The organism is Polynucleobacter sphagniphilus (genome assembly GCF_029892205.1).
GTDB classification, from domain to species: Bacteria; Pseudomonadota; Gammaproteobacteria; order Burkholderiales; family Burkholderiaceae; genus Polynucleobacter; species Polynucleobacter sphagniphilus.
Map to the genome: position 1 here is coordinate 239,334 of NZ_JARXVX010000001.1, position 23,869 is coordinate 263,202.

Below are 23,869 nucleotides of genomic sequence, written 5' to 3' on the forward strand. Positions count from 1 at the left end.
CTTTACTGCCTCGTATTAATCGAATCTGTTTGTGCCGCGCTAATTATTTTGTTTTGCTGGGAACCAATGGAGTATCTCTACTGCCTGTTGGTTGCCGCAAATCCCGAATACCCGATTATCAACCACTTGGATACCAGGCGCCCCAAGATTGAGCTGACTCGGAAATGGCCCTTTCAGGGTGGTTTTTGCAACGATTTGATCTTGCCCTTGCCACTGCGTGAACGCGCCCGGATACGGCGGGGCAACTGCTCTCACTAGATCATGGACCTGCTGGGCTGTTTTGCCCCAATCTATCCGCCCATCCGCTGGTTTACGGCCGCCAAAATAACTTCCTTTGGCCAGTTCATTGGGCTTTCTGGGAACCTTTCCCTGGATCAAGGCTGGCAAAACTTGCTTCATGACTTCAACGGCAGCTTTGCTCACTTTTCCAAACACATCTGTCGCCGTTTCATCTGGGCCAATACTGACTGCAATTTGACCAACAATATCACCCGCATCTGGCTTTGTTTCCATAACATGCAAGCTAGCGCCTGTTTGTATTTCTCCATGCAAGATCGCCCAATTGACTGGAGCGCGGCCGCGGTATTTTGGCAATAGCGAGCCATGCATGTTTAAGGCTGCAATCTTGGCGCAACTTAAGATCTCGCCAGAAATCATGTGTCTGTAATAAAAAGAGAAAATATAGTCGGGGGAAATTGCCTGAATTTTTGGGGTGAGAGTCTGTAATTCAGTGGCGCTCGGTGTGAGATAAGGGATTCCTTTTTCTTCACACAGCTTAGCAACACTTCCAAACCAAACATTTTCCTTGGGGTCATCTTGATGGGTGAGAACGAGATCTATTGTGACGCCCGCTTCCAATAGTGCATTGAGGCAATTGACGCCCACATCATGGTAGGCAAAGACGACCGCGTGCAATTATTTTTTCTCTAAAACGGTTTGAACTACGTAGCGTGGTCGTTGCCTTACTTGTTGGTAGATGCGACCCACATATTCACCTAGTAAACCTAGGCCAAATAACATGACCCCAATTAGGAAAAAGGTGAGTGCGAAGAGGGTAAATACACCCTCTACTTCAGCCCCTAAAACAAAGCGACGAATCAGAAGGTAAATAAATAAACTGCCAGCAGCCAAAGATAAAAGCATGCCTAGACCAGAAAAAATCTGCAACGGCATTACCGAGAAGCCGGTGACCAAATCAAAGTTCAGGCGAATCAATTGATATAGGCTGTATTTAGATTCACCAGCAAAGCGTTCTTCATGCTTCACAGTAATCTCGGTGGGATTGGCTGCAAAGGTATAAGCAAGGGCCGGAATAAAAGTATTGCTTTCATCACACTGACGCACAAGATCAACAATACGGCGGCTATAGCCACGTAACATGCAACCTTGGTCAGTCATAGTGATGCGCGTAATGTTTTCGCGTAAGCGATTCATTGCACGTGAAGCAAATTTTCTAAAAAAGCTATCGCGACGATCTGCGCGAATTGTTCCTACATAGTCGTGACCATGAATTAGTTGTTGAACCAGGGCATCAATTTCTTCGGGTGGATTTTGCAGGTCTGCATCAAGGGTAATGATGTATTGGCCTCGAGCATATTCAAAGCCAGCCATGATGGCCATATGCTGGCCAAAATTGCTGTGAAAGAGTACGGCCCGTGTGACATCAGGGCGCAACTCTACTTGTTTGGCCAGAATGCCTGCAGAACGGTCTTTGCTGCCATCGTTTACAAAAACGATTTCATAGGCAAGATTGCGCTTGCTGGCAAGGGAGTCCAAAGCAGGATAAAGGCGATCAAAAAGGGCTTGGAGGCCATCCTCCTCGTTGTAAACAGGTATTACAACGCTCAGCTTGGGTGTGCCGGTTTGGCTCTCTAAATTGGCAGTCATAGTGCAATTTTGCCTGATCTTCGATTTTCCCTTCATTTCTGCGGAAAAACAGGTTTTTGACGCTTATTGGACTTATTTTTTAGCGTGTTGCTGCAGAATGTTGACTAAGGCTTCAACTACTCGACCGATATCCTCATCTGCCATTCCCGGAAAGAGGGGGAGCGTCAAAATGGATCGGCCGATCCGCTGCGCAACGGGGGTATCACTCGCTTGGTAGCCAAGATTTTTGTATAGACTAAAACCAGTGATGGCCGGGTAATGAACGCCAGTACCAATCCCAAGCTCTTTGAGCTCGGTCATGACTTGGGCGCGATCGACATTTAATTGCTCAAGAGGTAAAACGACTTGAAACATATGCCAATTAGTATCAGTGAAATTCTCCACTGGCAACTCTAACTGGAGATGCTCGAGGCCAGCACTTTTTAATTTTGCACGAAATGCATCAAAGTATTGACGCGCCAGATTGGTTCTGCGAATTTGATAGCTCGGTAATTGTTTGAGCTGATGCAAACCAATGGCTGCATTGAGGTCAGTCAGATTATCTTTCCCGCCCAAGACCTCTACATCCATGCCGTCCATGCCTTGACGAGTAAGACCTTGCAGTCGCAGCTTTTCCGCTAGCAGCGCTTCCTTCTCATTATTTAATACCAGGCAACCGCCCTCTACGGTGGATAAGTTTTTGTTTGCCTGAAAACTAAAGCTCACTAAATCACCAAAGGCACCAATTTTTTTATCATTCCATTGGGAGCCAAATGCTTGGGCAGCATCTTCAATAACACGTAAATTAAATTGCTTTGCTATTGCGTAAAGCTCGTCCATGTTGACCGGTAATCCAGCTAGATATACCGGCATGATTGCTTTTGTTTGTGGTGTCACTGCTGCGGCGATCTTGGATAAATCCAGATTGCGCGTTCTTGGATCAATGTCTACAAAAATGGGCTTTGCACCCACGCCTAGAATGACATTGGACGTGGCCACCCAAGAAATAGGTGTTGTGATCACCTCATCACCTGGACCAATTCCGGCAACTTGCAGGGCAATTTTCATGGTAGCTGTGCCATTGGCAAAACAGCGGACGGGACGGCCACCAAAATAGTCGCTTAATGTTGCTTCAAATTCAGCTAACTTAGGGCCTGAAGTAACCCAGCCAGAGCGCAATACCTCGCCCACCGCATCAATCGTTTCTTGGTTAAAGCTGGGTCGAGTGAAGGGGATAAAGGGTAGTGCTGACATGGGCAACCTTCTGATTGACTGATTGATTATTGAGAGAAGCTTACCGCATCTGGATGCTTCACAATCACCCTTCGAGAATCGCGCCCAAGCTCCTGCATAGGTAGTCCGGTTTTTTGCAGTTCTAGATATTGTTCTGGAACCATGAGGGCATAAGCACTTTGATCCTCATTCCAGCGGACTTTAAAAGCATCTAAGGAGGGGATCCACAAATCGGGCTCTTGATTTACGCCGAACTCAAGTTCATCTGGAAACTCCACCATCACCATAGTTCTACCTAGGTAAAAAGGAACTGTGTGATCCAAGATACGGACAGAATAAATATTGGCGTTCTTGGGAATACTTGCTTTGACTTGATTAGCCAGATCGATGCCCGAAACTGCCCGACCCAGCACTTCATGGCCGGTGCCAGCAATAATCGCGCACAGAAAAAAACCACTCGCAAAACTGGTAATACTGGCCAAACCCTTGCGTTTACTTTGTACGAATGCGAAGAGATTAAAGCCAATGAGCGCAATCAGAGCGGCAATGACCCAGTGGGTGTATTGCGTATATGCCTCAATCTCATCGGGTCGAGCTTGTTGGCCAATTGCAGACAAAAAGAAGAATCCCACAAAACCCAACATTGCAAAACCAAGAGTCTGCAATTGCCAAGATTTAGAGAGTGAATTAATGAGACCTAAATTTCGATCTAGGCAATTGCCAACCAGCATTGCTAGTGCTGGAAAAATGGGAATGATGTACCCGGGCAATTTGGAGTGAGAGATACTGAAGAAACCGAGTATCACCAAAAACCAGCAGACCAAGAGCCAGCTAGGGGAGAAGTAACCACGTCGCTCGCGCCAGGCCTGTGCAATCGAGCTTGGGATTTGTGCTATCCATGGCAAGAAACCAATCAATAGCAATGGTATGAAATAGTAGATGGGGCCGGTACGACTATGGTCATCTTGGGTAAAGCGCTGCAAGTGTTCGTGAATAAAGAAAAATTCAAGGAATTCGGGATTGCGCCTCGCCACCAGCGCAAACCAGGGTGCAGTAATTGCTAAATAGAGTGCGATCCCACTGATGAGATACAGACGCTTCCAAATTTTCCAATCCCAAGCGGATATCGAGTACACCACAAAGACCATCGCCGGAATTGCTATGCCAATGACGCCTTTAGAAAGGGTGGCTAATGCCATACAAGCCCAACAAGCCCACATCCAATTTCGAGAAAGCGTTTTATTTTCCGATGATTGTGCAAATAGCAAACTACAGAGTGCAGCAACTAAAAAAGCGGAAAGACCCATATCGAGGGAGTTGAAGTGTCCCGCAATCACCCACATGGGGCTTGAGGCGAGTACTAATGCGCCTAACCAGCCGGCCCGCGCGTTGTAAATTCGCGCCCCAGTAAAACCAATACAAAGAATAGTCAGAAAGCCAGTGAGCGCGGTCCATAACCTTGCCTGCCAATCGCCAATGCCGAAAGCTTGAAATGCAGCAGCGGTCGCCCAAATTTGTAGGGGTGGTTTTTCAAAATACTTATAGCCGTTATAACGTGGGGTGATCCAGTCACCGGTGACCAGCATTTCACGAGCCATTTCTGCATAACGCCCCTCATCAGATGGAATAAGGTGACGATAGTTGAGTGTGCCAAACCAGAGTAAGCTATAGAGCAATACTAATAAAAGGATCTTGCCTGGATTTAAAGCGCTTGACTGCCGGATTTGCCCAAATTGCATTAAGCAGCGTCCACGAGTAAGGCCAGCATCACCTTGCGACCCTCGCCTACAAGGATGTTGTAAGTTCTGCAGGCAGCCTGTGAATTCATGATCTCAAAGCCAATTTTTGCGTTAATGAGGTCTTTCAAAAGCTCCGGTTTTGGGAATTGCTGACGTTTGCCGGTGCCAATCAGAATTAATTCTGGTTTCAAATCAATCATTTGTGTGAAATGACTTGGATTTAACTCCTCAAAAGCAGCAACTGGCCAACGCGATATAGCGCCATCTGAACTCAATAAAACCGCATGTTCATAAGGGATCTTATTAATCTCTACATAGCCAGCGCCGTATCCGGTAATGGCATTGGCTCCGAAGTGGGGGTCAGATTGAAGCTTCACGTGGACTCTCTGTCATAATTATGTCGATTATAGCTAGCTGTTTTTTCCTAGATTTCAAGAACTTACCCTTTAATTTATTGTGAAACCCATCCTAAAGTCCGAAAAACTCAATAACGTTTGTTATGACATACGTGGACCCGTGCTGGAGCTTGCTCAGCGCATGGAGGAAGAGGGTCAAAAAATCATCAAATTAAACATCGGAAATGTGGGGGTATTCGGTTTTGATCCCCCTGAGGAGATACAGCTCGACATTATTCGCAATTTGGCTAATGCCTCTGCCTACTCAGATTCCAAGGGTATTTTTGCTGCTCGCAAAGCCATCATGCAGTATTGCCAAGAAAAGGGTATCCAGGGCGTTACTCTGGAGGACATCTATACCGGCAATGGGGTGTCTGAGCTCATCGTATTAGCAATGAATGCCTTGCTCAATACGGGTGATGAAGTCTTGGTGCCTGCGCCAGATTATCCCTTGTGGACGGCGGCAGTGAGTCTGTCTGGCGGTACTCCAGTGCATTACTTGTGCGATGAATCCAAAGAGTGGGCTCCGGATTTAGACGATCTTCGTAAAAAAATTACGCCTCGTACTAAAGCGATTGTGGCAATCAATCCCAATAATCCCACGGGCGCGATTTACTCTAAAGAAATCTTACTTGAGTTGACGCAGATTGCGCGTGAGCATGGTTTGATTTTGTTTGCCGATGAAATCTACGACAAGATGTTGTATGACCAAGAGAAGCATATTTCGCTTGCATCTTTATCAACAGACGTAGTGGTGATCACCTTTAATGGCCTTTCTAAAAATTATCGTTCTTGCGGCTATCGTGCTGGCTGGATGGTGGTTTCAGGTGATAAGGAAATGGTGCGCGACTATATTGAGGGTCTCAATATGTTGTCATCTATGCGTCTGTGTGCCAACGTGCCAGGACAATACGCTATTCAAACAGCATTAGGCGGCTATCAAAGTATTAACGATTTAGTTGCTGAGGGTGGTCGCCTAGCAAAACAGCGCGATTTAGCCTGGAAATTGTTAACGGATATTCCAGGCGTTACCTGCGTGAAGCCAAAATCTGCCCTGTATTTGTTCCCGAAATTGGATCGCGATATGTATCCAATTGAGGATGATCAGCAATTTGTTGCCGATTTATTAAAAGAGGAAAAGGTGTTGTTGGTGCAGGGCTCGGGTTTTAACTGGGTCCAGCCAGACCATTTCCGTGTAGTGTTCTTGCCCCATGAGGATGTGTTGAAAGAGGCTATTAGCCGCTTAGCGCGATTCTTGGAGCGTTATCGTCAAAAACATGGCCGCAAAGCGGCTTCAACAGCAGCAAAGGCATCATGAAACCGATTCAAGTTGGACTGTTAGGTATTGGTACTGTAGGCGGCGGTGTTTTCACCGTACTTGAACGTAATCAAGATGAAATTTTGCGTCGTGCTGGTCGTGGTATTCATATCCATACTGTTGCTGATCTCAATGTTGAGCGTGCCAAGGAGTTGGTAAAAGATCATGCACAAGTAGTAAGTGATGCGCGTGCTGTGATTAACAATCCTGAAATTGATATTGTGGTCGAGTTAATTGGTGGTTATGGGATTGCCAAGGATTTGGTGCTTGAGGCCATTGCTGCTGGTAAGCATGTGGTCACCGCCAATAAGGCCTTGATTGCGGTTCATGGCAATGAAATTTTTAAAGCTGCTCATGAAAAAGGTGTCATGGTTGCCTTTGAAGCTGCTGTTGCTGGCGGTATTCCAATTATTAAGGCTTTGCGTGAGGGTTTAACGGCCAATCGGATTGAGTGGATTGCTGGAATTATTAATGGCACAACCAACTTTATCCTTTCTGAAATGCGTGACAAGGGCTTGGATTTTGCTACCGTCTTAAAAGAAGCGCAGCGCTTAGGTTATGCAGAGGCTGATCCAACATTTGATATTGAAGGTGTGGATGCAGCCCACAAAGCAACCATCATGAGTGCGATTGCATTTGGTATTCCGATGCAATTTGAGAAGGCGCACGTTGAGGGCATTACCAAGCTCGATGCAATTGATATTCGCTATGCTGAACAATTGGGTTACCGCATTAAGTTACTGGGTATTGCCAAGAAGACTGCTAGTGGGGTTGAGTTGCGCGTGCACCCAACCTTAATCCCTACCAAGCGTTTGATTGCAAACGTAGAGGGCGCTATGAATGCTGTTCAGGTATTCGGTGATGCAGTTGGAACCACTTTGTACTACGGCAAAGGCGCTGGATCAGAGCCAACTGCTTCAGCAGTGATTGCCGATTTAGTCGATATCACACGCTTATTAGGCGCAAGCCCCGAGAATCGCGTTCCTTATTTAGCATTCCAGGCTGATGCAGTGCGCGATACACCTGTTTTACCGATGGGTGAAATCACCACTAGCTACTACTTGCGTTTGCGTGTTGCTGATCAAGCTGGCGTGTTAGCAGACATCACAAGAATTCTGGCTGCGCATGGCGTTTCGATTGATGCCCTCTTGCAAAAAGAGGCTGATGAGGGTGAGAGTCAAACTGACTTAGTGGCATTGACCCATGAAACAAAAGAAAAGAATATGCTTGCCGCAATCAGTGAGATTCAAGATCTCAAAACAGTCGCTGGTGAAGTAGTGAAAATTCGTTTAGAAAATTTGTCTTAAATTACGAGTAGGCATCGAGCAAGTACCCATATATGCGTTACCAATCCACTCGTGGCAATAGCCCGCAACAATCCTTTCTTGAGATCTTACTTGGTGGTTTAGCGCCAGATGGCGGCTTGTATTTGCCAACGGAATACCCGCAGATTACGCCGGCGCAGTTAGATGCATGGCGTAGCTTGTCATATGCTGATCTTGCTTATGAAATTCTCAGCTTATATTGCGATGACATTCCTGAAGATGATTTGCGATCTTTGCTCCGTAAAACATACACTGAGCAGGTTTACTGCAATGGACGTCCTCAAGATAATGCAAAAGACATTACGCCTTTGCATTGGTTGGGTGAGGAGCAGGGAGCTCGTATTGGTTTACTTAGTCTTTCAAACGGGCCTACCTTAGCATTTAAGGATATGGCGATGCAATTGCTTGGCAATTTATTTGAATACGCCTTAAAGCGCGCAGGTCAGAATCTCAATATTTTGGGTGCAACTTCTGGTGATACTGGTAGTGCTGCCGAGTACGCTATGCGCGGTAAAGAGGGTGTCAAAGTATTTATGCTTTCACCGCGCGGCAAAATGAGTGCATTTCAGTCTGCACAAATGTATTCCTTGCAGGATCCCAATATTTTTAATTTGGCAGTTGCTGGCGTGTTTGATGATTGCCAAGATATTGTCAAAGCAGTTAGCAATGATCACGCTTTTAAGGCTAACAATCAAATCGGCACCGTTAACTCAATTAATTGGGGGCGGGTAGTCGCTCAAGTCGTTTACTACTTCCAGGGTTATCTCCTAGCGACTAAGTCTAGTAGTGAGAAGGTATCGTTTACGGTTCCTTCGGGAAACTTTGGAAATATTTGTGCTGGGCATATTGCTCGCATGATGGGTTTACCAATCGAACATTTAGTTGTTGCCACCAATGAGAATGACGTGCTTGATGAATTCTTCCGCACTGGCGTTTATCGTGCGCGAAAATCAGCGGAAACTTTGCACACCTCAAGTCCCTCGATGGATATTTCTAAGGCGAGTAACTTTGAGCGCTTTGTATTTGATCTGATGGGTCAAGATGGCAAGCTTACTGCTGATATGTTCAAGCAGGTGGACCAGTTTGGTGGCTTTGATTTATCCAAAGACTCTGTTTTTAAAGAGATCGGGAAGTACGGTTTCCAGTCTGGACGCAGTACTCATGAAAACCGCTTGGCAACCATTCGTAATGTAGATGAGCAATATGGCATCATGATTGATACCCATACCGCTGATGGTGTGAAGGTTGCTCGTGAGCATTTACAAACAGGTATTCCGATGCTGGTATTGGAAACGGCCTTGCCTATTAAATTTGAAGAGACAATTGAGTTGGCTCTAGGACGCCCTGCAGAATGTCCTCCAGCATTTAAAGATATCAAATCAAAACCACAACGCGTTGAAAATATCGATGCTGATGTGAATCAGGTCAAAGCCTTCATCACTCAGCATTTGAATTAAATCAATTAGCGCTTCCATTATTTAAGGTCAGATGAATAAGCCGCCGATGTTGACTGCGCAAGAGGCCTTGGACCATCTATTGGCTCATGCAAAACCAGTTCACGAAACTGAGCTCGTTACAACCCAAGCTGCACTCGGACGTGTTTTGGCTGGCGATATTGCTAGTCAAGTTGACGTGCCTCCCTTGGACAATACGTCTATGGATGGCTATGCAGTGCGCTGCACCGATATCCTCTCGCCTGGCACTACATTGAAAGTGACTCAGCGCATTCCTGCTGGATCTATGGGTCTTCAATTACAGCCTGGAACTGCTGCACGTATTTTTACAGGAGCCCCTATTCCAGCTGGGGCTGATGCCGTAGTCATGCAAGAAGACTGCAGTGCGGTAGAGGGTCAAGCTGATCATATTCAAATTAATAGTGTTCCTAAATTGGGGCAATGGATTCGCCGACGTGGTGAAGATTTAAGTGCCAGCAAAACAGCTTTGCACGCCGGAATGATTTTGCGCCCACAAGAATTGGGAGTGGCCGCCTCAGCCGGTCTCACCCACCTCAATGTCAAACGGCGCATCAAGGTCGCCGCATTCTTTACGGGTGATGAGTTGGCTTTGCCCGGTGAGCCGCTAAAACCTGGTGGAATCTACAATTCGAATCGCGATACCCTGTTGGCCTGTTTGCGCTCCTTGGGTTGTGATGCCACGGACTTAGGAATCGTGCCTGACCGTTTGGATGCAACCCGTGAAGCTTTACGTAAAGCCAGTAAAGAGCATGATTTGATCATTACCTCTGGCGGGGTATCGGTGGGCGAAGAAGATCATATTAAGCCTGCTGTGACTGCTGAGGGGCGTTTAGATTTATGGCAAATCGCTATTAAGCCTGGTAAGCCCCTGGCATTTGGTGCTGTTCGTAAGTCAGATTCATCTGCGGATGGAGAGGCCTGGTTTATTGGTTTACCTGGTAATCCAGTCTCAAGTTTTGTCACCTTTTTATTATTCGTGCGACCTTTTATTTTGAAGTTAGCTGGACGCAATGACTTATTTTCACCAAGCTATCAAATGCGGGCTGATTTTGATTGGCTTAAAGCAGATCGCCGCAATGAATTTTTAAGGGCCAAAGTCAATTCCAATGGCGGCCTTGATGTGTTTCCCAACCAGAGTTCGGGTGTGCTCACTAGTGCTTCATGGGGAGATGGTCTGATTGACTGTCCTGCCGGACAAACATTTAAGGCTGGTGCATTGGTTAAATACATACCCTTTAGTGCATTACTATCTTAAAAGATGTTTTGAGCTTAAGTGATTACGAAAGTCATATGAACCTTCAATTACGTTTTTTTGCCTCATTACGTGAAGCCTTGGCTTGCTCCGAGGAGGCTATTGATATCCCAAGTCAGATTAAAACAATTTCGCATTTGCGTTCATATTTACGTGAGCGTGGGGGCCAGTGGGCTCAAGTGTTGGCGGAAGGAAAGCCGATTCGATGTGCGCTTAACCATGAGATGGTGCCTGAAGATACTGCATTACAAGAGGGTGCTGAAATTGCCTTCTTTCCACCAGTGACCGGGGGTTAAATTGACTGTTCGTATTCAAGAAGAAGACTTTGATCTCGGCACTGAAATTGCCGCCCTTCGCAAGGGTGATGCTCAAGTAGGTGCGGTAGTTAGCATCTTGGGTACAGTTCGCGATATGAATGAGGGTTGCCAGGTCAAGGGAATGACGCTTGAGCATTACCCACAAATGACTGAGAAATCACTAGAGAATATTGCCGCTCAAGCCAAAGCGCGCTGGGATATTCGGCAGGCCTTAATTATTCATCGGGTTGGTCCATTGCTTCCAGAAGATCAAATTGTCCTGGTTGCTGTGACTAGTAGCCATCGCGGGGAAGCCTTTGCTGCATGTGAATTCATTATGGATTACCTCAAGACTGCAGCCCCTTTTTGGAAAAAAGAAGAAACTCCTGGGGGTGGTCGGTGGGTGGATGCGCGCGTTACTGATGATGTGGCTATGGCACGCTGGGTAGAAAATAAGCCCAAGAGCTAAACGGTTATCAGATTAAAAATCATCAGAAAGGTATAGAATCTGAGTGATGCTACCGCGTTCTTCTAAAACAATCGTTTTAGGTATTTGCCTCTTTTTATTCGCCTTTAAGGTTGCAGCTTCAAGTATATTTATTGAGGCAGCCTTGGAGCGCGCCTATCAAACAACGCACTTCAATTTAAGTGCGGCAAGTCAAGGTGCTCATGCCAGTAAAGAGTCGGCCGATGATAAGCATCATCAAGTGAGTTCATTGAATATCATGAGTCATATCACAGCGCATCTTAGTGAGATGAACAATACGCTGACATTACCTGAATTTACACAGCGTAAGTACATTTTCGAGAACGACGATTTGAGAACGCAAAACTTTCCAGACTCTGCATTTAAACCCCCCAAAATAAACGCCTAATTTTTGGCGGGGTGATATATATCGCCCCTAATTTTTATAAGACTCATGTTGAGTCTCTTTTGGGAAAAATGATTATGTTGAAATTATTGAAAATTGTGCCTTTGGCATGTCTCATCTTATTTGTTGCCGCTTGTAGTACTGGTGTGAAATTGGATGACACCAACGGTGTGGCATCGGTCAATGCCGGGGGTGGAAGTGGTTACGATCCCATTAGCGATCCTAAATCAAGCGTCTATGGAAAGCGCTCTATTTATTTTGAGTTTGATAGCTACACCATCGATCCAAAATATGCTCCGGTGATTTCTGCCCATGCTGCCTATTTAAAGGCATTTGAAAAACAAAAAGCTTCGATCATTATTCAGGGTAATACAGATGATCGTGGGACAGCAGAATATAACTTAGCACTGGGTGAAAAGCGTTCTGAGGCTGTCAAAAAAGCCTTGATGGCTCTTGGAGTGAATGAATCCCAGCTTGAGGCGGTGAGCTTTGGTAAAGAGAAGCCTGTCAATCCTGCGCAAACCGAGGCCGCTTTTAAAGAAAATCGTCGCGCTGATATTGTTTATCGTTAAGCAACAGACTTTGTTAAAAAACAAATTAATTAGGAAAATGGATGAAAAATACTTACAAGGTCATGTGCTTGTTGCTAGTTGCTTTGACTGGTTGTGCTGGAACACAAACATCGGTATCTCAGCCCGCAAGTAATAATAGTGGTGAACAATTGCAAAAGCAGGTGAATGTCATTCAGAAAAAATTAAATGACTGTATTGCTAAGGTCAATCAATCGGATGATGCGAAATTTGTAGATGCTCACGTTATCTCGTTAACTGCAAATAATCCGAATGCGCAAGAGTTATTTAATTCAAGCGAGAAGATCACACCTGAACAAGCAATTGTTTTGAGCCGTTTTAAAGATTCCACTGTAGTCTGCAGGGCCATCTCGGATGAGTTTCCTAAGCCGGCTTTAGTAGCCGTTTATAGTGATTTTTATAAGAACATTGATGCTGTGTATGCAGATCTTTTGTCTAAACGGGTCACCATAGGCGTTGCCAATCAGGAGCGGGCAATGCGTATTCAGTATGCTAAGTCTCAGTGGGTAGAGACAATGCAGAAGTTACGGGGCAATTAAGAGCTTCGAATTTTTGTACTGTAATGAATAGTAAAAAAGCTGCGCTCGCGTGGCTTTTTTACTATCTAAAAAATAATTATTGCCAACCAAAGCGTTTTGAATAAAAGTTTTTCATTAGTTGAGTCAGTACGATATATCCAATTAAGATGGCTCCCAAGATTGGAAAATAAGTCAACGGTAGCGGCACCATTTTGAAGTAGGACGCTAGTGGGCCCATAGGCAGAAATATACCTGCCGCCATGATAGCTATTGTCATTGCTAATAAGGCGTTTCCCGGACGGCTTTGGATGAATGGAATTTTTCTAGTGCGAATCATGTGCACTACCAATGTTTGGGTCATTAGCCCCTCAACAAACCAACCCGATTGAAATAGTGATTGGTGTTCGGCTGAGTTCGCTGAAAAAACAAACCACATGACGCAATAAATTGTGATGTCAAAGATCGAGCTGACCGGTCCAAAAAAGACCATAAAGCGGCCTATATCACCAGGATTCCAGCGTTGAGGGAGTTTGACGGATTCTGGGTCGACATTATCAAAAGGAATGGCAATCTGAGAGATGTCATATAACAAATTCTGTACCAATAACTGCATTGGCAGCATGGGCAAGAAGGGAATAAATGCACTTGCAATCAATACGGAAAAAACGTTTCCGAAGTTTGAGCTGGCAGTCATCTTAATATACTTGAGCATATTGCCGAAGGTTTTGCGACCCTCAATTACACCCTCCTCTAGAACCATCAAACTCTTTTCTAGCAAGATGATATCGGCCGCTTCCTTAGCGATATCAACTGCAGTATCGACGGAGATTCCAACATCTGCTGAGCGTAAGGCTGGCGCATCGTTGATGCCATCGCCCATAAATCCAACTACATGACCTGCAGCCTTGAGTGAGCGAACAATTCGGTCTTTATGTGCTGGAGTCAGTTTGGCAAAAATATGATGTGACTCAACTATCGCGGATAGCGCCTCGTTATCCATGATCTCAATCTGGGATCCAAGGATAATTTCGCTGGCATCTAATCCAACCTCTTTGCATACTTTAGTGGTTACCAGCTCATTGTCGCCCGTTAATACTTTGACGGTGACTCCATGGTCGGCCAGCGCTTTTAAAGCTGGGGCTGTTGATTCCTTTGGGGGGTCTAAGAATGCTACATAGCCAATCAGCATAAGACCCGATTCATCTGCAACGCTAAATGTTTCTTTGCAGACATCAAAGGACTTGGTGGCTACCGCAACAACTCGTAAGCCATCCTCATTGAGGTCGGCGGTAACCTCCTTCACACTGGCTAACACTTCAGGGGTTAGTTTGCTCTTATGACCCCCTTGTTGCACTGTAGTGCAAATGCTGAGGATCTCTTCAACAGCGCCCTTACAAATGAGGATGTTTTTACCTTCGTGATTGGAGACGATAACCGACATGCGCCTTCTTTGAAAATCAAAAGGAATTTCATCGATCTTATGAAAGTTTACCGTGGGATTGAGCTCCTTATATACATGCTTGTATTCCAGCACGGCTACGTCGAGTAGATTTTTCAAGCCAGTTTGATAAAAACTATTGAGATAGGCAAACTCAAGCACATCATCTGAATCTTTGCCCCATGCATCTGTATGATTTGCTAAGAAAATTTTGTCTTGTGTGAGGGTGCCGGTTTTATCTGTGCAAAGCACATCCATTGCACCAAAGTTCTGGATGGCATCCAAGCGCTTCACAATCACTTTTTGCTTCGAGAGCACCACCGCACCTTTGGCTAGCGTCGATGTCACAATCATCGGCAGCATTTCTGGGGTTAGGCCCACCGCTACGGACATTGCAAACAGAAATGCTTCTGCCCAATCGCCTTTGGTAAAGCCGTTTATGAAAAATACGAGTGGCGTCATGACCATCATGAAGCGAATTAGCAGCCAGGCCACCTTATTAACACCCATCTGAAACTGTGTAGGCTCTTGATTAGAAGTCGTTAGATCCTTAGCCAATACTCCAAAATAGGTGCTATCCCCTGTGCTGATCGCAATTGCGGTTGCCGTTCCCGAGACCACGTTAGTACCCATAAAGGCGAGGTTCTCAAACTCCAGAGGGTTATTTGTTTGGGCTGATTTTGGAGATGCGAATTTTTCAACAGGTAGAGATTCGCCGGTCATCGCGGCTTGGCTGACGAATAAATCTTTAGCGCTCAATATGCGGCAATCAGCTGGAATCATATCGCCCGCAGAGAGCGCAATAATATCGCCCGGTACCAACTGATTTATAGGGATTTCCGTTCTTTCGCTCATCTCAGGGTGCGATTGAATTCCAAAATGAACCTGCGCTTCTTCCAAAATAGATTCACTCGGATCCCGCCTGATGACGGTAGCGGTATTGCTTACCATTGCCTTAAGTGCATCAGCAGCTTTATTGGATTTTCTTTCTTGCCAAAAGCGAATCAGAACGGATAGGAAGACCATGCTACCAATCACAACGGTGGCCTTCATATCTTCAGTAATATAAGAAATGATGGCTAGGACGGTCAGTAGAATGTCAAAGGGGGTCTTGTAGCAACGCCACAAATGCATCCACCAGGGAGGTGGTTTTTCCTGCTGAATTTCATTTAGGCCAACGAGCTCACGCACTGCAAATGCTTGCGTTTCTGTCAACCCATGTTCATGAGAGCCAAGTGTTTGAATGACTTCGTCAATAGTGCTGGTAGCTGCCAAGCTTAATTTATGAGAAATACTTGCTGGTATGTCTTTACTGGCACCAGACCCATGAAATGAGTCAAACATCGCTAGGCGACGAAAGTGTCTCCGCATACCTCGATTGCTAATGAACCGATTAAAGAATTCGCTGAGAAATGAGAGCTTCATATGCAATGCCCGATGCGATGAGGAGTATTACAAGTCTATGACATGAATAAGGCCGTTGCATGTAGCCAGTTGATGAATTTTATTGCCTTAGCTCTCAAAAAAGGCTATTTTTTTCTTTCGGGGTAGGCGTTTTAGCTTGGCCTCTGCCTTGGAGGCCTCTGAGCGGTCTTGATGGGCTTGGGTTGCCAGGAGAATCACTGGTCTACGTGAGCGGGTATAGCGCGCACCCTCCCCCGAATTATGGGCTTCCAGGCGATGCTCCAGGCGATTGGTAATGCCAGCATAAAAACTGCCATCAGCGCATTGGAGTAGGTATACGAGCCAGGACAAAATAAGTGGGTTCTTGAAGGAGTATTGTGAGAAGCCGGGCTAGGGGTTTTGCCTAAAGCGGGGCAAAAACCTTGAAATTGGTCATATTGTCCTTATATTCTATAGATAAGAATACATGGAATATGTGAGATAGAAAAATGAGAATAGATAAATTAACAACTAAATTTCAAGAGGCCTTGAGTGAGGCACAAAGTCTGGCTCTGGCCAAAGACAACCAATATATCGAGCCTGCCCATTTGCTATTGGCTATGTTGCGTGATTCGGATGGTGGAGCTAAGAGCTTGCTAACAAGAGCTGGTGTCAACGTACCTGGCTTGGAAAAAGCCACTGAAAAATTAATTGGCAATCTTCCTGAGGTACAGGGTACCAGTGGGGAAGTGCAGGTGGGTCGGGATTTAAGTAATTGGCTCAACTTGACTGAAAAAGAGGCCAATAAGCGTGGCGACCAATTTATTGCAGGTGAGCTGTTTTTATTGGTAGTCTCCGAAGATAAGGGTGAGCTCGGAAAAATTGCTCGTGAAAATGGTTTAAATCGGAAGTCATTAGAGGCGGCCATTGAATTAGTACGCGGAGGAGAATCAGTGAATAGTGCAGATGCCGAAGGCCAGCGTGAAGCCTTAAAAAAATACACTGTGGATTTAACAGAGCGTGCACGGATGGGTAAATTAGATCCGGTGATTGGGCGCGATGATGAAATTCGTCGCACTATTCAGATTTTGCAACGTCGCGGTAAAAATAATCCGGTGCTGATAGGCGAGCCTGGGGTTGGTAAAACAGCCATCGTCGAGGGTTTGGCCCAACGTATTGTCAATGGCGAGGTTCCAGAAACCCTCAAAGATAAGCGCGTCTTGGTCTTGGATATGGCTTTGCTATTGGCTGGCGCCAAATATCGAGGTGAATTCGAGGAGCGATTGAAGGCTGTCTTAAGTGATGTGGCTAAGGATGAAGGTCGCACTATCATTTTTATCGATGAAATTCATACAATGGTAGGCGCTGGTAAAGGCGATGGCGCAATGGATGCAGGCAATATGCTCAAGCCCGCATTAGCTCGTGGTGAGTTGCATTGTATTGGGGCTACTACGCTAGATGAATATCGTAAATACATTGAAAAAGATCCTGCCTTGGAGCGCCGCTTCCAAAAGGTGATGGTTGAGGAGCCTAGTGTCGAAGCAACCATTGCGATCTTGCGCGGCTTGCAAGAGCGTTACGAATTGCACCACGGTATTGAAATCACTGATCCAGCAATTGTTGCGGCTGCTGAGTTATCGCATCGCTATATTACGGATCGCTTTTTGCCAGATAAGGCAATTGATCTGATCGATGAGGCCGGCTCACGTATTCGGATGGAGATTGACTCCAAGCCAGAGGTAATGGATAAATTAGAGCGTCGCTTGATTCAATTAAAGATTGAACGTGAGGCCGTGAAAAAAGAGAAAGATGAGGCATCCCAAAAACGCTTAGGTCTGATTGAGGATGAAATCAAGCGCCTTGGTGCTGAGTATGCCGATCTGGAGGAAATCTGGAAAGCTGAAAAAGGTGCCGTTTTGGGCGCTGCCAACATCAAAGAGGAAATTGAGAAGATCAAGGCAGATATCGCTAAATTACAGCGCGAAGGTAAGTTAGAGAAAGTCGCAGAGCTTCAATATGGAAAATTACCAGAGTTGGAGGCTAAGCTCAAATCCGCCGCCGCTGCAGAAGCTAAGGGCGATAAAGATGGTGTTGTGAAACATAAGCTCTTGCGCACCCAAGTTGGCGCTGAAGAGATTGCTGAAGTTGTTTCTCGTGCAACCGGTATTCCAGTATCCAAGATGATGCAAGGTGAGCGAGACAAGTTGCTGAAGATGGAGGAGTTGTTGCATCAGCGCGTTGTTGGCCAGGAAGAGGCTATTCGGGCAGTATCTGATGCTATCCGCCGCTCGCGTGCCGGACTGGCAGAAGAGAATCGTCCTTATGGCTCGTTCTTATTCCTTGGACCTACTGGCGTTGGTAAGACCGAGCTTTGCAAGGCATTAGCTGGCTTCTTGTTTGATAGCGAAGATCATCTTATTCGTATTGATATGAGTGAGTTCATGGAGAAGCATAGTGTTGCACGCTTAATTGGCGCGCCTCCCGGCTATGTTGGTTACGAAGAGGGTGGTTATTTAACTGAACAAGTTCGTCGTCACCCATACAGTGTGATCTTGTTTGATGAGATTGAAAAAGCGCACCCAGATGTATTCAATGTACTCTTACAGGTACTAGATGATGGTCGCTTGACTGATGGTCAAGGTCGTACCGTGGACTTTAAGAACACTGTGATCGTCATGACCAGCAACATTGGTTCGCATTTGATTCAGTCAATGACCGATAAGAAGCAATCTGAAATCAAAGATGCCGTATTTGAGGAGTTAAAGAATCACTTCCGTCCTGAGTTTTTGAATCGTATTGATGAGATCGTGGTATTCCATGGACTCGACAAAGGCAATATTGCAAATATCGCCAAGATCTTATTGAAGAACTTGTCAGATCGATTGGCTAAGGTAGATATGCAACTTGATGTGAGTGATGCCGCCTTAGGCAAGATAGCTGAAGTTGGTTTTGATCCCGTGTTTGGAGCTCGCCCACTAAAGCGTGCAATTCAGCAGCATATTGAAAACCCAGTTTCTAAGATGATCTTAGAAGGCAAGTTTGGCCCTAAGGATGTGGTGCCAGTGGATGTGGACTCTAAAGGTGACTTTAGTTTTACGCGCCAAGTGCATTAACAATTTTTGGGTAACAAAATGTCCTGATGGATATGGCGCTCTTTGAGCGCCTTTATTTTGGTTTCTCCAATAACATTTCATAATATGAAATGTTATTGCGCTGCGTAAAAAGCAATACAGCATTAGGGGGTGATTTGTATTTCATCGGTTGATTTTTATTTTCATAATGTAAAAAAATAATATAAGTAACTGATTTAAATGGATTAAATATTTATTTAAATCCCATCAATTTAGCTTGCATCGTTTTGCAATATATCTAAACTCTTATATAAGACATAAGAGTTAATTGTCTAAATATTTCGATATATCAGAGGTACTTGTTTAACTTAGGGAGAAAAACATGGCAGATCGCAAAGCAGAAATCGCAGCAATTCAAAAAGATTGGGATACAAATCCACGCTGGAAAGGTATTACCCGAGGCTATACGGCCGAAGACGTTGTTCGTTTGCGTGGTTCATTAAAGATTGAACATACTTTAGCTAAGCATGGCGCTGAAAGATTGTGGGATTTAGTCAATAACGAAGCTTATGTAAATTGTTTGGGTGCATTGACTGGTGGCCAAGCAATGCAACAAGTTAAAGCCGGAATTCAGGCGATTTATCTTTCTGGTTGGCAGGTTGCGGCTGACGGTAACTCATATGCTGCTATGTACCCAGATCAATCTTTGTATCCAGTGGATTCAGTTCCAAAAATGGTTGAGCGCATCAACAACTCATTTCAACGCGCTGATGAGATTCAGACTGCAAAGGGCATCAATCCCGGTGATGCTGGTTATATTGAGTACTTTGCACCAATTGTTGCCGATGCTGAGGCTGGTTTCGGTGGCGTATTAAATGCATTTGAATTAAGTAAGGCGCTCATTAAGCAGGGTGCTGCTGGCGTTCACTTCGAAGACCAACTCTCTTCAGTTAAGAAGTGCGGGCACTTGGGTGGGAAGGTATTGCTGCCAACGACCGAATCTGTACAAAAATTAATTTCTGCGCGTTTAGCTGCAGACGTAATGGGTGTACCGACTATCATCTTGGCGCGTACTGATGCTGAAGCAGCTGATTTATTGACATCAGACTACGATGAAAACGATAAGCCATTCTTGACTGGCGAACGAACTCCAGAAGGCTTCTACAAAACTCGCAAGGGTTTGGATCAAGCCATCTCACGTGGTTTGGCTTATGCTGCATACGCTGATATGGTTTGGTGTGAAACTGGTACGCCCGACCTTGACTTTGCTCGCAAGTTTGCTGAAGCGATTCGTGCGAAGTTCCCTGGAAAAATGTTGGCTTACAACTGCTCGCCATCATTTAACTGGAAGAAAAATCTGGACGATGCAACGATTGCTAAATTCCAACGCGAACTAGGGGCAATGGGCTATAAGTATCAATTTATTACCCTCGCTGGTATTCACTCTATGTGGTACAACATGTATGACTTGGCACAAGATTACTCTAAGCGCGGCATGACAGCTTACGTAGAAAAAGTTCAAGAGCCAGAATTTGCAGCGCGTGATCGTGGTTACACTTTCGTTTCGCATCAGCAAGAAGTTGGTACCGGTTACTTTGATGATGTCACCACAGTCATTCAGGGTGGCAAGTCTTCCGTGACTGCGTTGACAGGCTCCACTGAAGAAGAGCAATTCCACTAAATCGAATCCCTAAGTAGTTTGTATTACCTGGGCATCTAAATTACCTCACAAGGGTGACTTAGATGCCTTTTTCATATACATTTCTATTATGACCAATTGCATACTTTGTAAAGAAGCATCTTCTACAGATGGGGAAACTCTGATTTGGCGCGGAGATGATTGCAGGGTGATCTTGATAAATGACCCTAATTTGCCGGGGTTTTGTCGTGTGATTTGGGCTGATCATGTGGCTGAGATGACTGATCTCACTTCTGCTGAACGTGGCCATTTGATGGATTTGGTTTTTGTGGTTGAAGCGGCGGTTCGTCATGTCATGAACCCTGGCAAGATCAACGTAGCCTCGCTGGGCAATATGGTTCCCCACATCCATTGGCATATTATTCCCCGATTTAATGATGATCCATTCTTTCCTGGATCTGCCTGGTCTGAAAAAACCCAAGACACACCAAAATCAACTCTTGATGCCCGCAAGGCAAAGGTCTTAGAGTTACCGGCAGCCATTAAATCAGGTATTGCCGCGTTATTCTGATTGCATCTCCTTTGGACAAGTGCATCTGCTATCCAAGAGTTTATAAAAGGTATAATCAATTGAAAGATTAACCATTGTGACTATCAGCAAAATCCTTCAAAATAATTTATCAGAGATAGGCATCTCTTTCTTGCTGTATTGGGTTTTTTTTGGCTTTACTTTTTTGATTCCAGGCTTGCAGAGCAGTCCGATCACTTATTTCGTCTTTATGCCGGCAGGCATGAAGTTGTTTGCAATCTTAATATTTAACTGGCGTGGCGCACTCGGTTCTGGCATTGCCATTTTCAGTCGTTTAATGTTGATGAACTCAGTACAATTTTGGAGTGATTGGCTATTGCTAGCAATAGCTGTCAGTCTGGCCCTGTATCTATTAGTGGAATTGATGCTGTGGTGTTTTAGGATTGATCCTAGTCTTGATGGCCTCAGCTACTATCAAATAGTGATACTTGCCACCCTAGCTAGCATTTGCAATGGTTTTGTTTATGCATACACTTATAGCCAATTGGATATTGGGTATTTGGGTGGCGGGAACATTATCCACGCAGGCTATTTAACTATCATGGGTAACCTAGCCGGTAATGCCATTTTTGTCTGTGCAGCCGTGTTTATATTGCGCAATAAAGAATTGATCAAAGTCATTCTTCGCTTAAAAAAATAAGCTTACAATCATCTCTAAATAAGAGATTTATTAGAAAACATAGAACGAAATATAGCCATGAGTAAGATTAATCATTCTTCATACTTGCGTTTCCTGAATTGCTTAAGTGCAATGGATGCAAAAAAGCCAGAGAAAAAGTTGGATGCAATTGAGACGCAATTGCTCGATCAAGTTATGCTGGGGTATACACAGAATCGCGAAATTCTGGTGGGTGATTTATTGGTCTTGAGTCAGATTGGCTCTCAGGCAACTTTGCATGGCCGTATTAAAAAGCTTGATCGTTTGGGCTATATTAAGCTGGTAACTGATAGCGTTGATCAAAGGCGGAAGTGGGTGCAGCCATCAAAGAAAGCACTGCGTCATTATGAAAAACTTTCTCAGCTTTTGGAGATGGCTGTAGCAAGCTGAGATATTAACAAAGCCGTTTTAGGGCCTCGAGGTATTTCTCGGGGCTCAGTTGCCCCCCTTCTCGCTGCGCTTCCCACATTACTTGACCCAAGCATTCCATCATCTGGTGTTGCGCTTTGTGTTTTGATCCCAATTTTTTTGTTAAATCTTCAGCTATCTTGCGAATGCCAGGTGGCTGATCGATTGATATCTGCTCACTAATAGAGAGATGCATTGAAAGGTGCAAAAAGGGGTTGGTTTCGCCACGCTCTGGTGTGTAATCTTGCTCTAAGGCGCCCTCAGGATCGGCGAGTACTGCATGGTATTCCGGATGTTCGGTCATCCAATCTGCGGCCAATGTTTCCATCGGCGTCAGGATGTGATTCTCTATTTTCTTTTTCCAGGTATTGCAGAAAAAACGTCTAACTTCTTCACGGGTTGGGTTAAATATCGCCACGAACTTTTCCTTTGCCTGTTTTTTGCTTATAGCTGCATAAAGGTTCGACAATGCATTGTTCGCACTCGGGATTGCGAGCCTTGCATGTATACCTGCCATGCAGAATAAGCCAATGGTGGGCATCTTGCAAAAATTCTCGAGGAACACGTTTCAGTAGCTGCTCCTCCACTTTGACTACATCCTTTCCAGGTGCTAGGCCGGTACGATTTGATACTCGAAAGATATGGGTATCAACCGCCATGGTAGGTTGACCAAAGGCAGTATTCAAAATGACGTTAGCAGTCTTTCTACCAACGCCTGGTAGCGCTTCTAACTCCTCCCTTGTTTGTGGAACGATGCCTTGATGTTTTTCTAATAAGAGGCGGCAGGTTTCTTGTATATGCTTGCCCTTGGAGTTGAACAAGCCAATATGTTGAATGTACGGCTTTACACCTTCCTCCCCAAGCTCTAGAAGGGCTTGGGGAGTATTGCCAATCTTAAAAAGCTGACGAGTGCCCTTATTGACAGAGACATCCGTTGCTTGGGCAGAAAGTAGTACGGCAATCAGTAACTCAAAAGGTGAGCTGTACTCCAACTCCGTCTCCGGATGGGGGTTGTTGGCTTTGAGTAATTCAAAGAAAGCGTGCCGTTTTTCTAGGTTCATCATTTTTGTTGTGCTGCTCTTGCTATGGCGGCTGCAATGATTGCCCGTTTGCGATCCTGCTCTTTTTTTGCTTCCTCGGAGTCAGGTCTTTCGGCGTTAACTACAGTTAATTTTGCCGCAGCTTTTTTAGCCAGACGCTCTTCGTTATCTCGAATTTCCCGATCTAAGCGCAATGATCTTGAATGATATCTAGAGCGAGCCTCATCAGCCAGTTCTGCAGACCATGCGTCCCATCCTGTTTGATGATTTGAAACTTCAATCATCGTGATGCAGTCTACCGGGCAAGGTGGTAGACACAAGTCGCAGCCGGTGCACCATTGATCTAGCACCACATGCATCTGCTTGGAGGCGCCAACAATGGCATCAACAGGGCATGCTTGGATACATAAGGTGCAACCAATACATTGCTTAGGATCGATAAAGGCAATTGCTCTAGTGCGTTCTTCGCCACACTCTGGAACGATTACAGGGTTTTGTGCAAATGCATCCTGAGGGAAAATTGGTTCCAATGCGGCAGATAGGCGTCGAATACCTTCTACACCCCCAGGTGGGCAACGATTGGGACGCACCTCACCTGTCGCTAGGGCCTGAGCATAAGCTCTGCAGTCGGGGTAGCCGCATTTAGTGCATTGAGTTTGCGGAAGAATATCTTCCAGGCGATCGATAAGTGCGTTCGCTTGCTTGATCTTCATGGAATACCTGAGACACTAATTAAATAAGAGGCCAATTGGCCTCTTATTGTC

Annotated in this window: 24 protein-coding genes; 14 read left to right on the forward strand and 10 right to left on the reverse strand. The window is 45.2% G+C overall.

What is annotated here, in order from left to right; genetic code table 11:
• Positions 1-39: 39 nt before the first annotated feature.
• From M2125_RS01295 to M2125_RS01315, 5 genes are all read right to left on the reverse strand, one after another.
• The gene (locus M2125_RS01295; protein WP_280741711.1) at positions 40-915 is read right to left on the reverse strand and encodes a formyltransferase; all 876 of its coding nucleotides are present in this window, start codon (positions 913-915) and stop codon (positions 40-42) included.
• On the reverse strand, positions 916-1,887 hold the full coding sequence (locus M2125_RS01300; RefSeq protein ID WP_076022869.1) for a glycosyltransferase: 972 nt from the start codon (positions 1,885-1,887) through the stop codon (positions 916-918).
• 72 nt (positions 1,888-1,959) lie between these two features.
• Positions 1,960-3,120, reverse strand: coding sequence for a DegT/DnrJ/EryC1/StrS family aminotransferase (locus M2125_RS01305; protein WP_277540119.1), 1,161 nt, complete (start codon positions 3,118-3,120; stop codon positions 1,960-1,962).
• 26 nt (positions 3,121-3,146) lie between these two features.
• On the reverse strand, positions 3,147-4,838 hold the full coding sequence (locus M2125_RS01310; protein WP_076022871.1) for an ArnT family glycosyltransferase: 1,692 nt from the start codon (positions 4,836-4,838) through the stop codon (positions 3,147-3,149).
• Entirely contained in the window at positions 4,838-5,215 is a 378-nt protein-coding gene (locus M2125_RS01315) for an Mth938-like domain-containing protein (RefSeq protein ID WP_076022872.1), read from the reverse strand. Before M2125_RS01315 ends, M2125_RS01310 begins: the two co-directional genes overlap by 1 nt.
• A gap of 79 nt (positions 5,216-5,294) precedes the next feature.
• Here M2125_RS01315 and M2125_RS01320 point away from each other — a divergent pair, with 79 nt between their 5' ends.
• The 9 genes from M2125_RS01320 (at position 5,295) to M2125_RS01360 (ending at position 12,900) form a co-directional block, all read left to right on the forward strand.
• Positions 5,295-6,551, forward strand: a complete 1,257-nt coding sequence (locus M2125_RS01320; RefSeq protein ID WP_076022873.1) for a pyridoxal phosphate-dependent aminotransferase — start codon at positions 5,295-5,297, stop codon at positions 6,549-6,551.
• Positions 6,548-7,858, forward strand: coding sequence for a homoserine dehydrogenase (locus tag M2125_RS01325; RefSeq protein WP_076022874.1), 1,311 nt, complete (start codon positions 6,548-6,550; stop codon positions 7,856-7,858). The genes M2125_RS01320 and M2125_RS01325 overlap by 4 nt, the downstream gene beginning before the upstream one ends.
• 32 nt (positions 7,859-7,890) lie before the next feature.
• Complete coding sequence (gene thrC / locus M2125_RS01330) at positions 7,891-9,333, forward strand: threonine synthase (RefSeq protein ID WP_277540112.1); 1,443 nt, start codon at positions 7,891-7,893, stop codon at positions 9,331-9,333.
• A 31-nt stretch (positions 9,334-9,364) separates the two neighbouring features.
• Entirely contained in the window at positions 9,365-10,606 is a 1,242-nt protein-coding gene (locus M2125_RS01335) for a molybdopterin molybdotransferase MoeA (protein WP_280742366.1), read from the forward strand.
• Positions 10,607-10,641: 35 nt separating this feature from the next.
• Positions 10,642-10,899 carry a molybdopterin converting factor subunit 1 gene (moaD, locus tag M2125_RS01340; protein WP_076022877.1) on the forward strand — a complete coding sequence of 86 codons (258 nt, stop codon included), beginning with the start codon at positions 10,642-10,644 and terminating at the stop codon, positions 10,897-10,899.
• Position 10,900: 1 nt separating this feature from the next.
• A complete protein-coding gene (moaE, locus tag M2125_RS01345) occupies positions 10,901-11,368 on the forward strand; it encodes a molybdopterin synthase catalytic subunit MoaE (protein WP_277540108.1) in 468 nt (155 codons plus the stop codon).
• Positions 11,369-11,414: 46 nt separating this feature from the next.
• Positions 11,415-11,774 (forward strand): hypothetical protein, encoded by a 360-nt coding sequence (locus M2125_RS01350; RefSeq protein ID WP_076022879.1) that lies wholly within the window; start codon positions 11,415-11,417, stop codon positions 11,772-11,774.
• Between the two features lie 74 nt (positions 11,775-11,848).
• A complete protein-coding gene (gene pal / locus M2125_RS01355) occupies positions 11,849-12,343 on the forward strand; it encodes a peptidoglycan-associated lipoprotein Pal (protein ID WP_277540105.1) in 495 nt (164 codons plus the stop codon).
• 41 nt (positions 12,344-12,384) lie between these two features.
• Positions 12,385-12,900, forward strand: a complete 516-nt coding sequence (locus M2125_RS01360) for a hypothetical protein (protein ID WP_076022880.1) — start codon at positions 12,385-12,387, stop codon at positions 12,898-12,900.
• 76 nt (positions 12,901-12,976) lie between these two features.
• Here the strand turns inward: M2125_RS01360 and mgtA are convergent, their stop codons facing one another.
• Entirely contained in the window at positions 12,977-15,742 is a 2,766-nt protein-coding gene (mgtA, locus tag M2125_RS01365) for a magnesium-translocating P-type ATPase (RefSeq protein WP_076022881.1), read from the reverse strand.
• Positions 15,743-15,829: 87 nt separating this feature from the next.
• Positions 15,830-16,072 carry a GIY-YIG nuclease family protein gene (locus M2125_RS01370; RefSeq protein ID WP_076022882.1) on the reverse strand — a complete coding sequence of 81 codons (243 nt, stop codon included), beginning with the start codon at positions 16,070-16,072 and terminating at the stop codon, positions 15,830-15,832.
• A gap of 137 nt (positions 16,073-16,209) precedes the next feature.
• Here M2125_RS01370 and clpB point away from each other — a divergent pair, with 137 nt between their 5' ends.
• From clpB to M2125_RS01395, 5 genes are all read left to right on the forward strand, one after another.
• Entirely contained in the window at positions 16,210-18,813 is a 2,604-nt protein-coding gene (clpB, locus tag M2125_RS01375) for an ATP-dependent chaperone ClpB (RefSeq protein ID WP_076022883.1), read from the forward strand.
• Between the two features lie 340 nt (positions 18,814-19,153).
• Complete coding sequence (gene aceA / locus M2125_RS01380) at positions 19,154-20,452, forward strand: isocitrate lyase (RefSeq protein WP_076022884.1); 1,299 nt, start codon at positions 19,154-19,156, stop codon at positions 20,450-20,452.
• Between the two features lie 88 nt (positions 20,453-20,540).
• Entirely contained in the window at positions 20,541-20,981 is a 441-nt protein-coding gene (locus tag M2125_RS01385) for an HIT family protein (protein WP_280742367.1), read from the forward strand.
• Between the two features lie 76 nt (positions 20,982-21,057).
• Positions 21,058-21,639, forward strand: coding sequence for a hypothetical protein (locus M2125_RS01390; protein WP_076022886.1), 582 nt, complete (start codon positions 21,058-21,060; stop codon positions 21,637-21,639).
• Positions 21,640-21,696: 57 nt separating this feature from the next.
• Positions 21,697-22,047 carry a hypothetical protein gene (locus M2125_RS01395; protein WP_076022887.1) on the forward strand — a complete coding sequence of 117 codons (351 nt, stop codon included), beginning with the start codon at positions 21,697-21,699 and terminating at the stop codon, positions 22,045-22,047.
• A 4-nt stretch (positions 22,048-22,051) separates the two neighbouring features.
• Here M2125_RS01395 and M2125_RS01400 read toward each other — a convergent pair whose 3' ends face one another.
• From M2125_RS01400 to rsxB, 3 genes are read right to left on the reverse strand one after another with little or no spacing between them, the layout of a single operon-like run.
• Positions 22,052-22,477 carry a DUF1841 family protein gene (locus M2125_RS01400; RefSeq protein WP_280742536.1) on the reverse strand — a complete coding sequence of 142 codons (426 nt, stop codon included), beginning with the start codon at positions 22,475-22,477 and terminating at the stop codon, positions 22,052-22,054.
• The gene (gene nth / locus M2125_RS01405; RefSeq protein WP_280742537.1) at positions 22,470-23,126 is read right to left on the reverse strand and encodes an endonuclease III; all 657 of its coding nucleotides are present in this window, start codon (positions 23,124-23,126) and stop codon (positions 22,470-22,472) included. Before nth ends, M2125_RS01400 begins: the two co-directional genes overlap by 8 nt.
• A complete protein-coding gene (gene rsxB / locus M2125_RS01410) occupies positions 23,126-23,818 on the reverse strand; it encodes an electron transport complex subunit RsxB (RefSeq protein WP_280742368.1) in 693 nt (230 codons plus the stop codon). The genes nth and rsxB overlap by 1 nt, the downstream gene beginning before the upstream one ends.
• Positions 23,819-23,869: the final 51 nt, after the last annotated feature.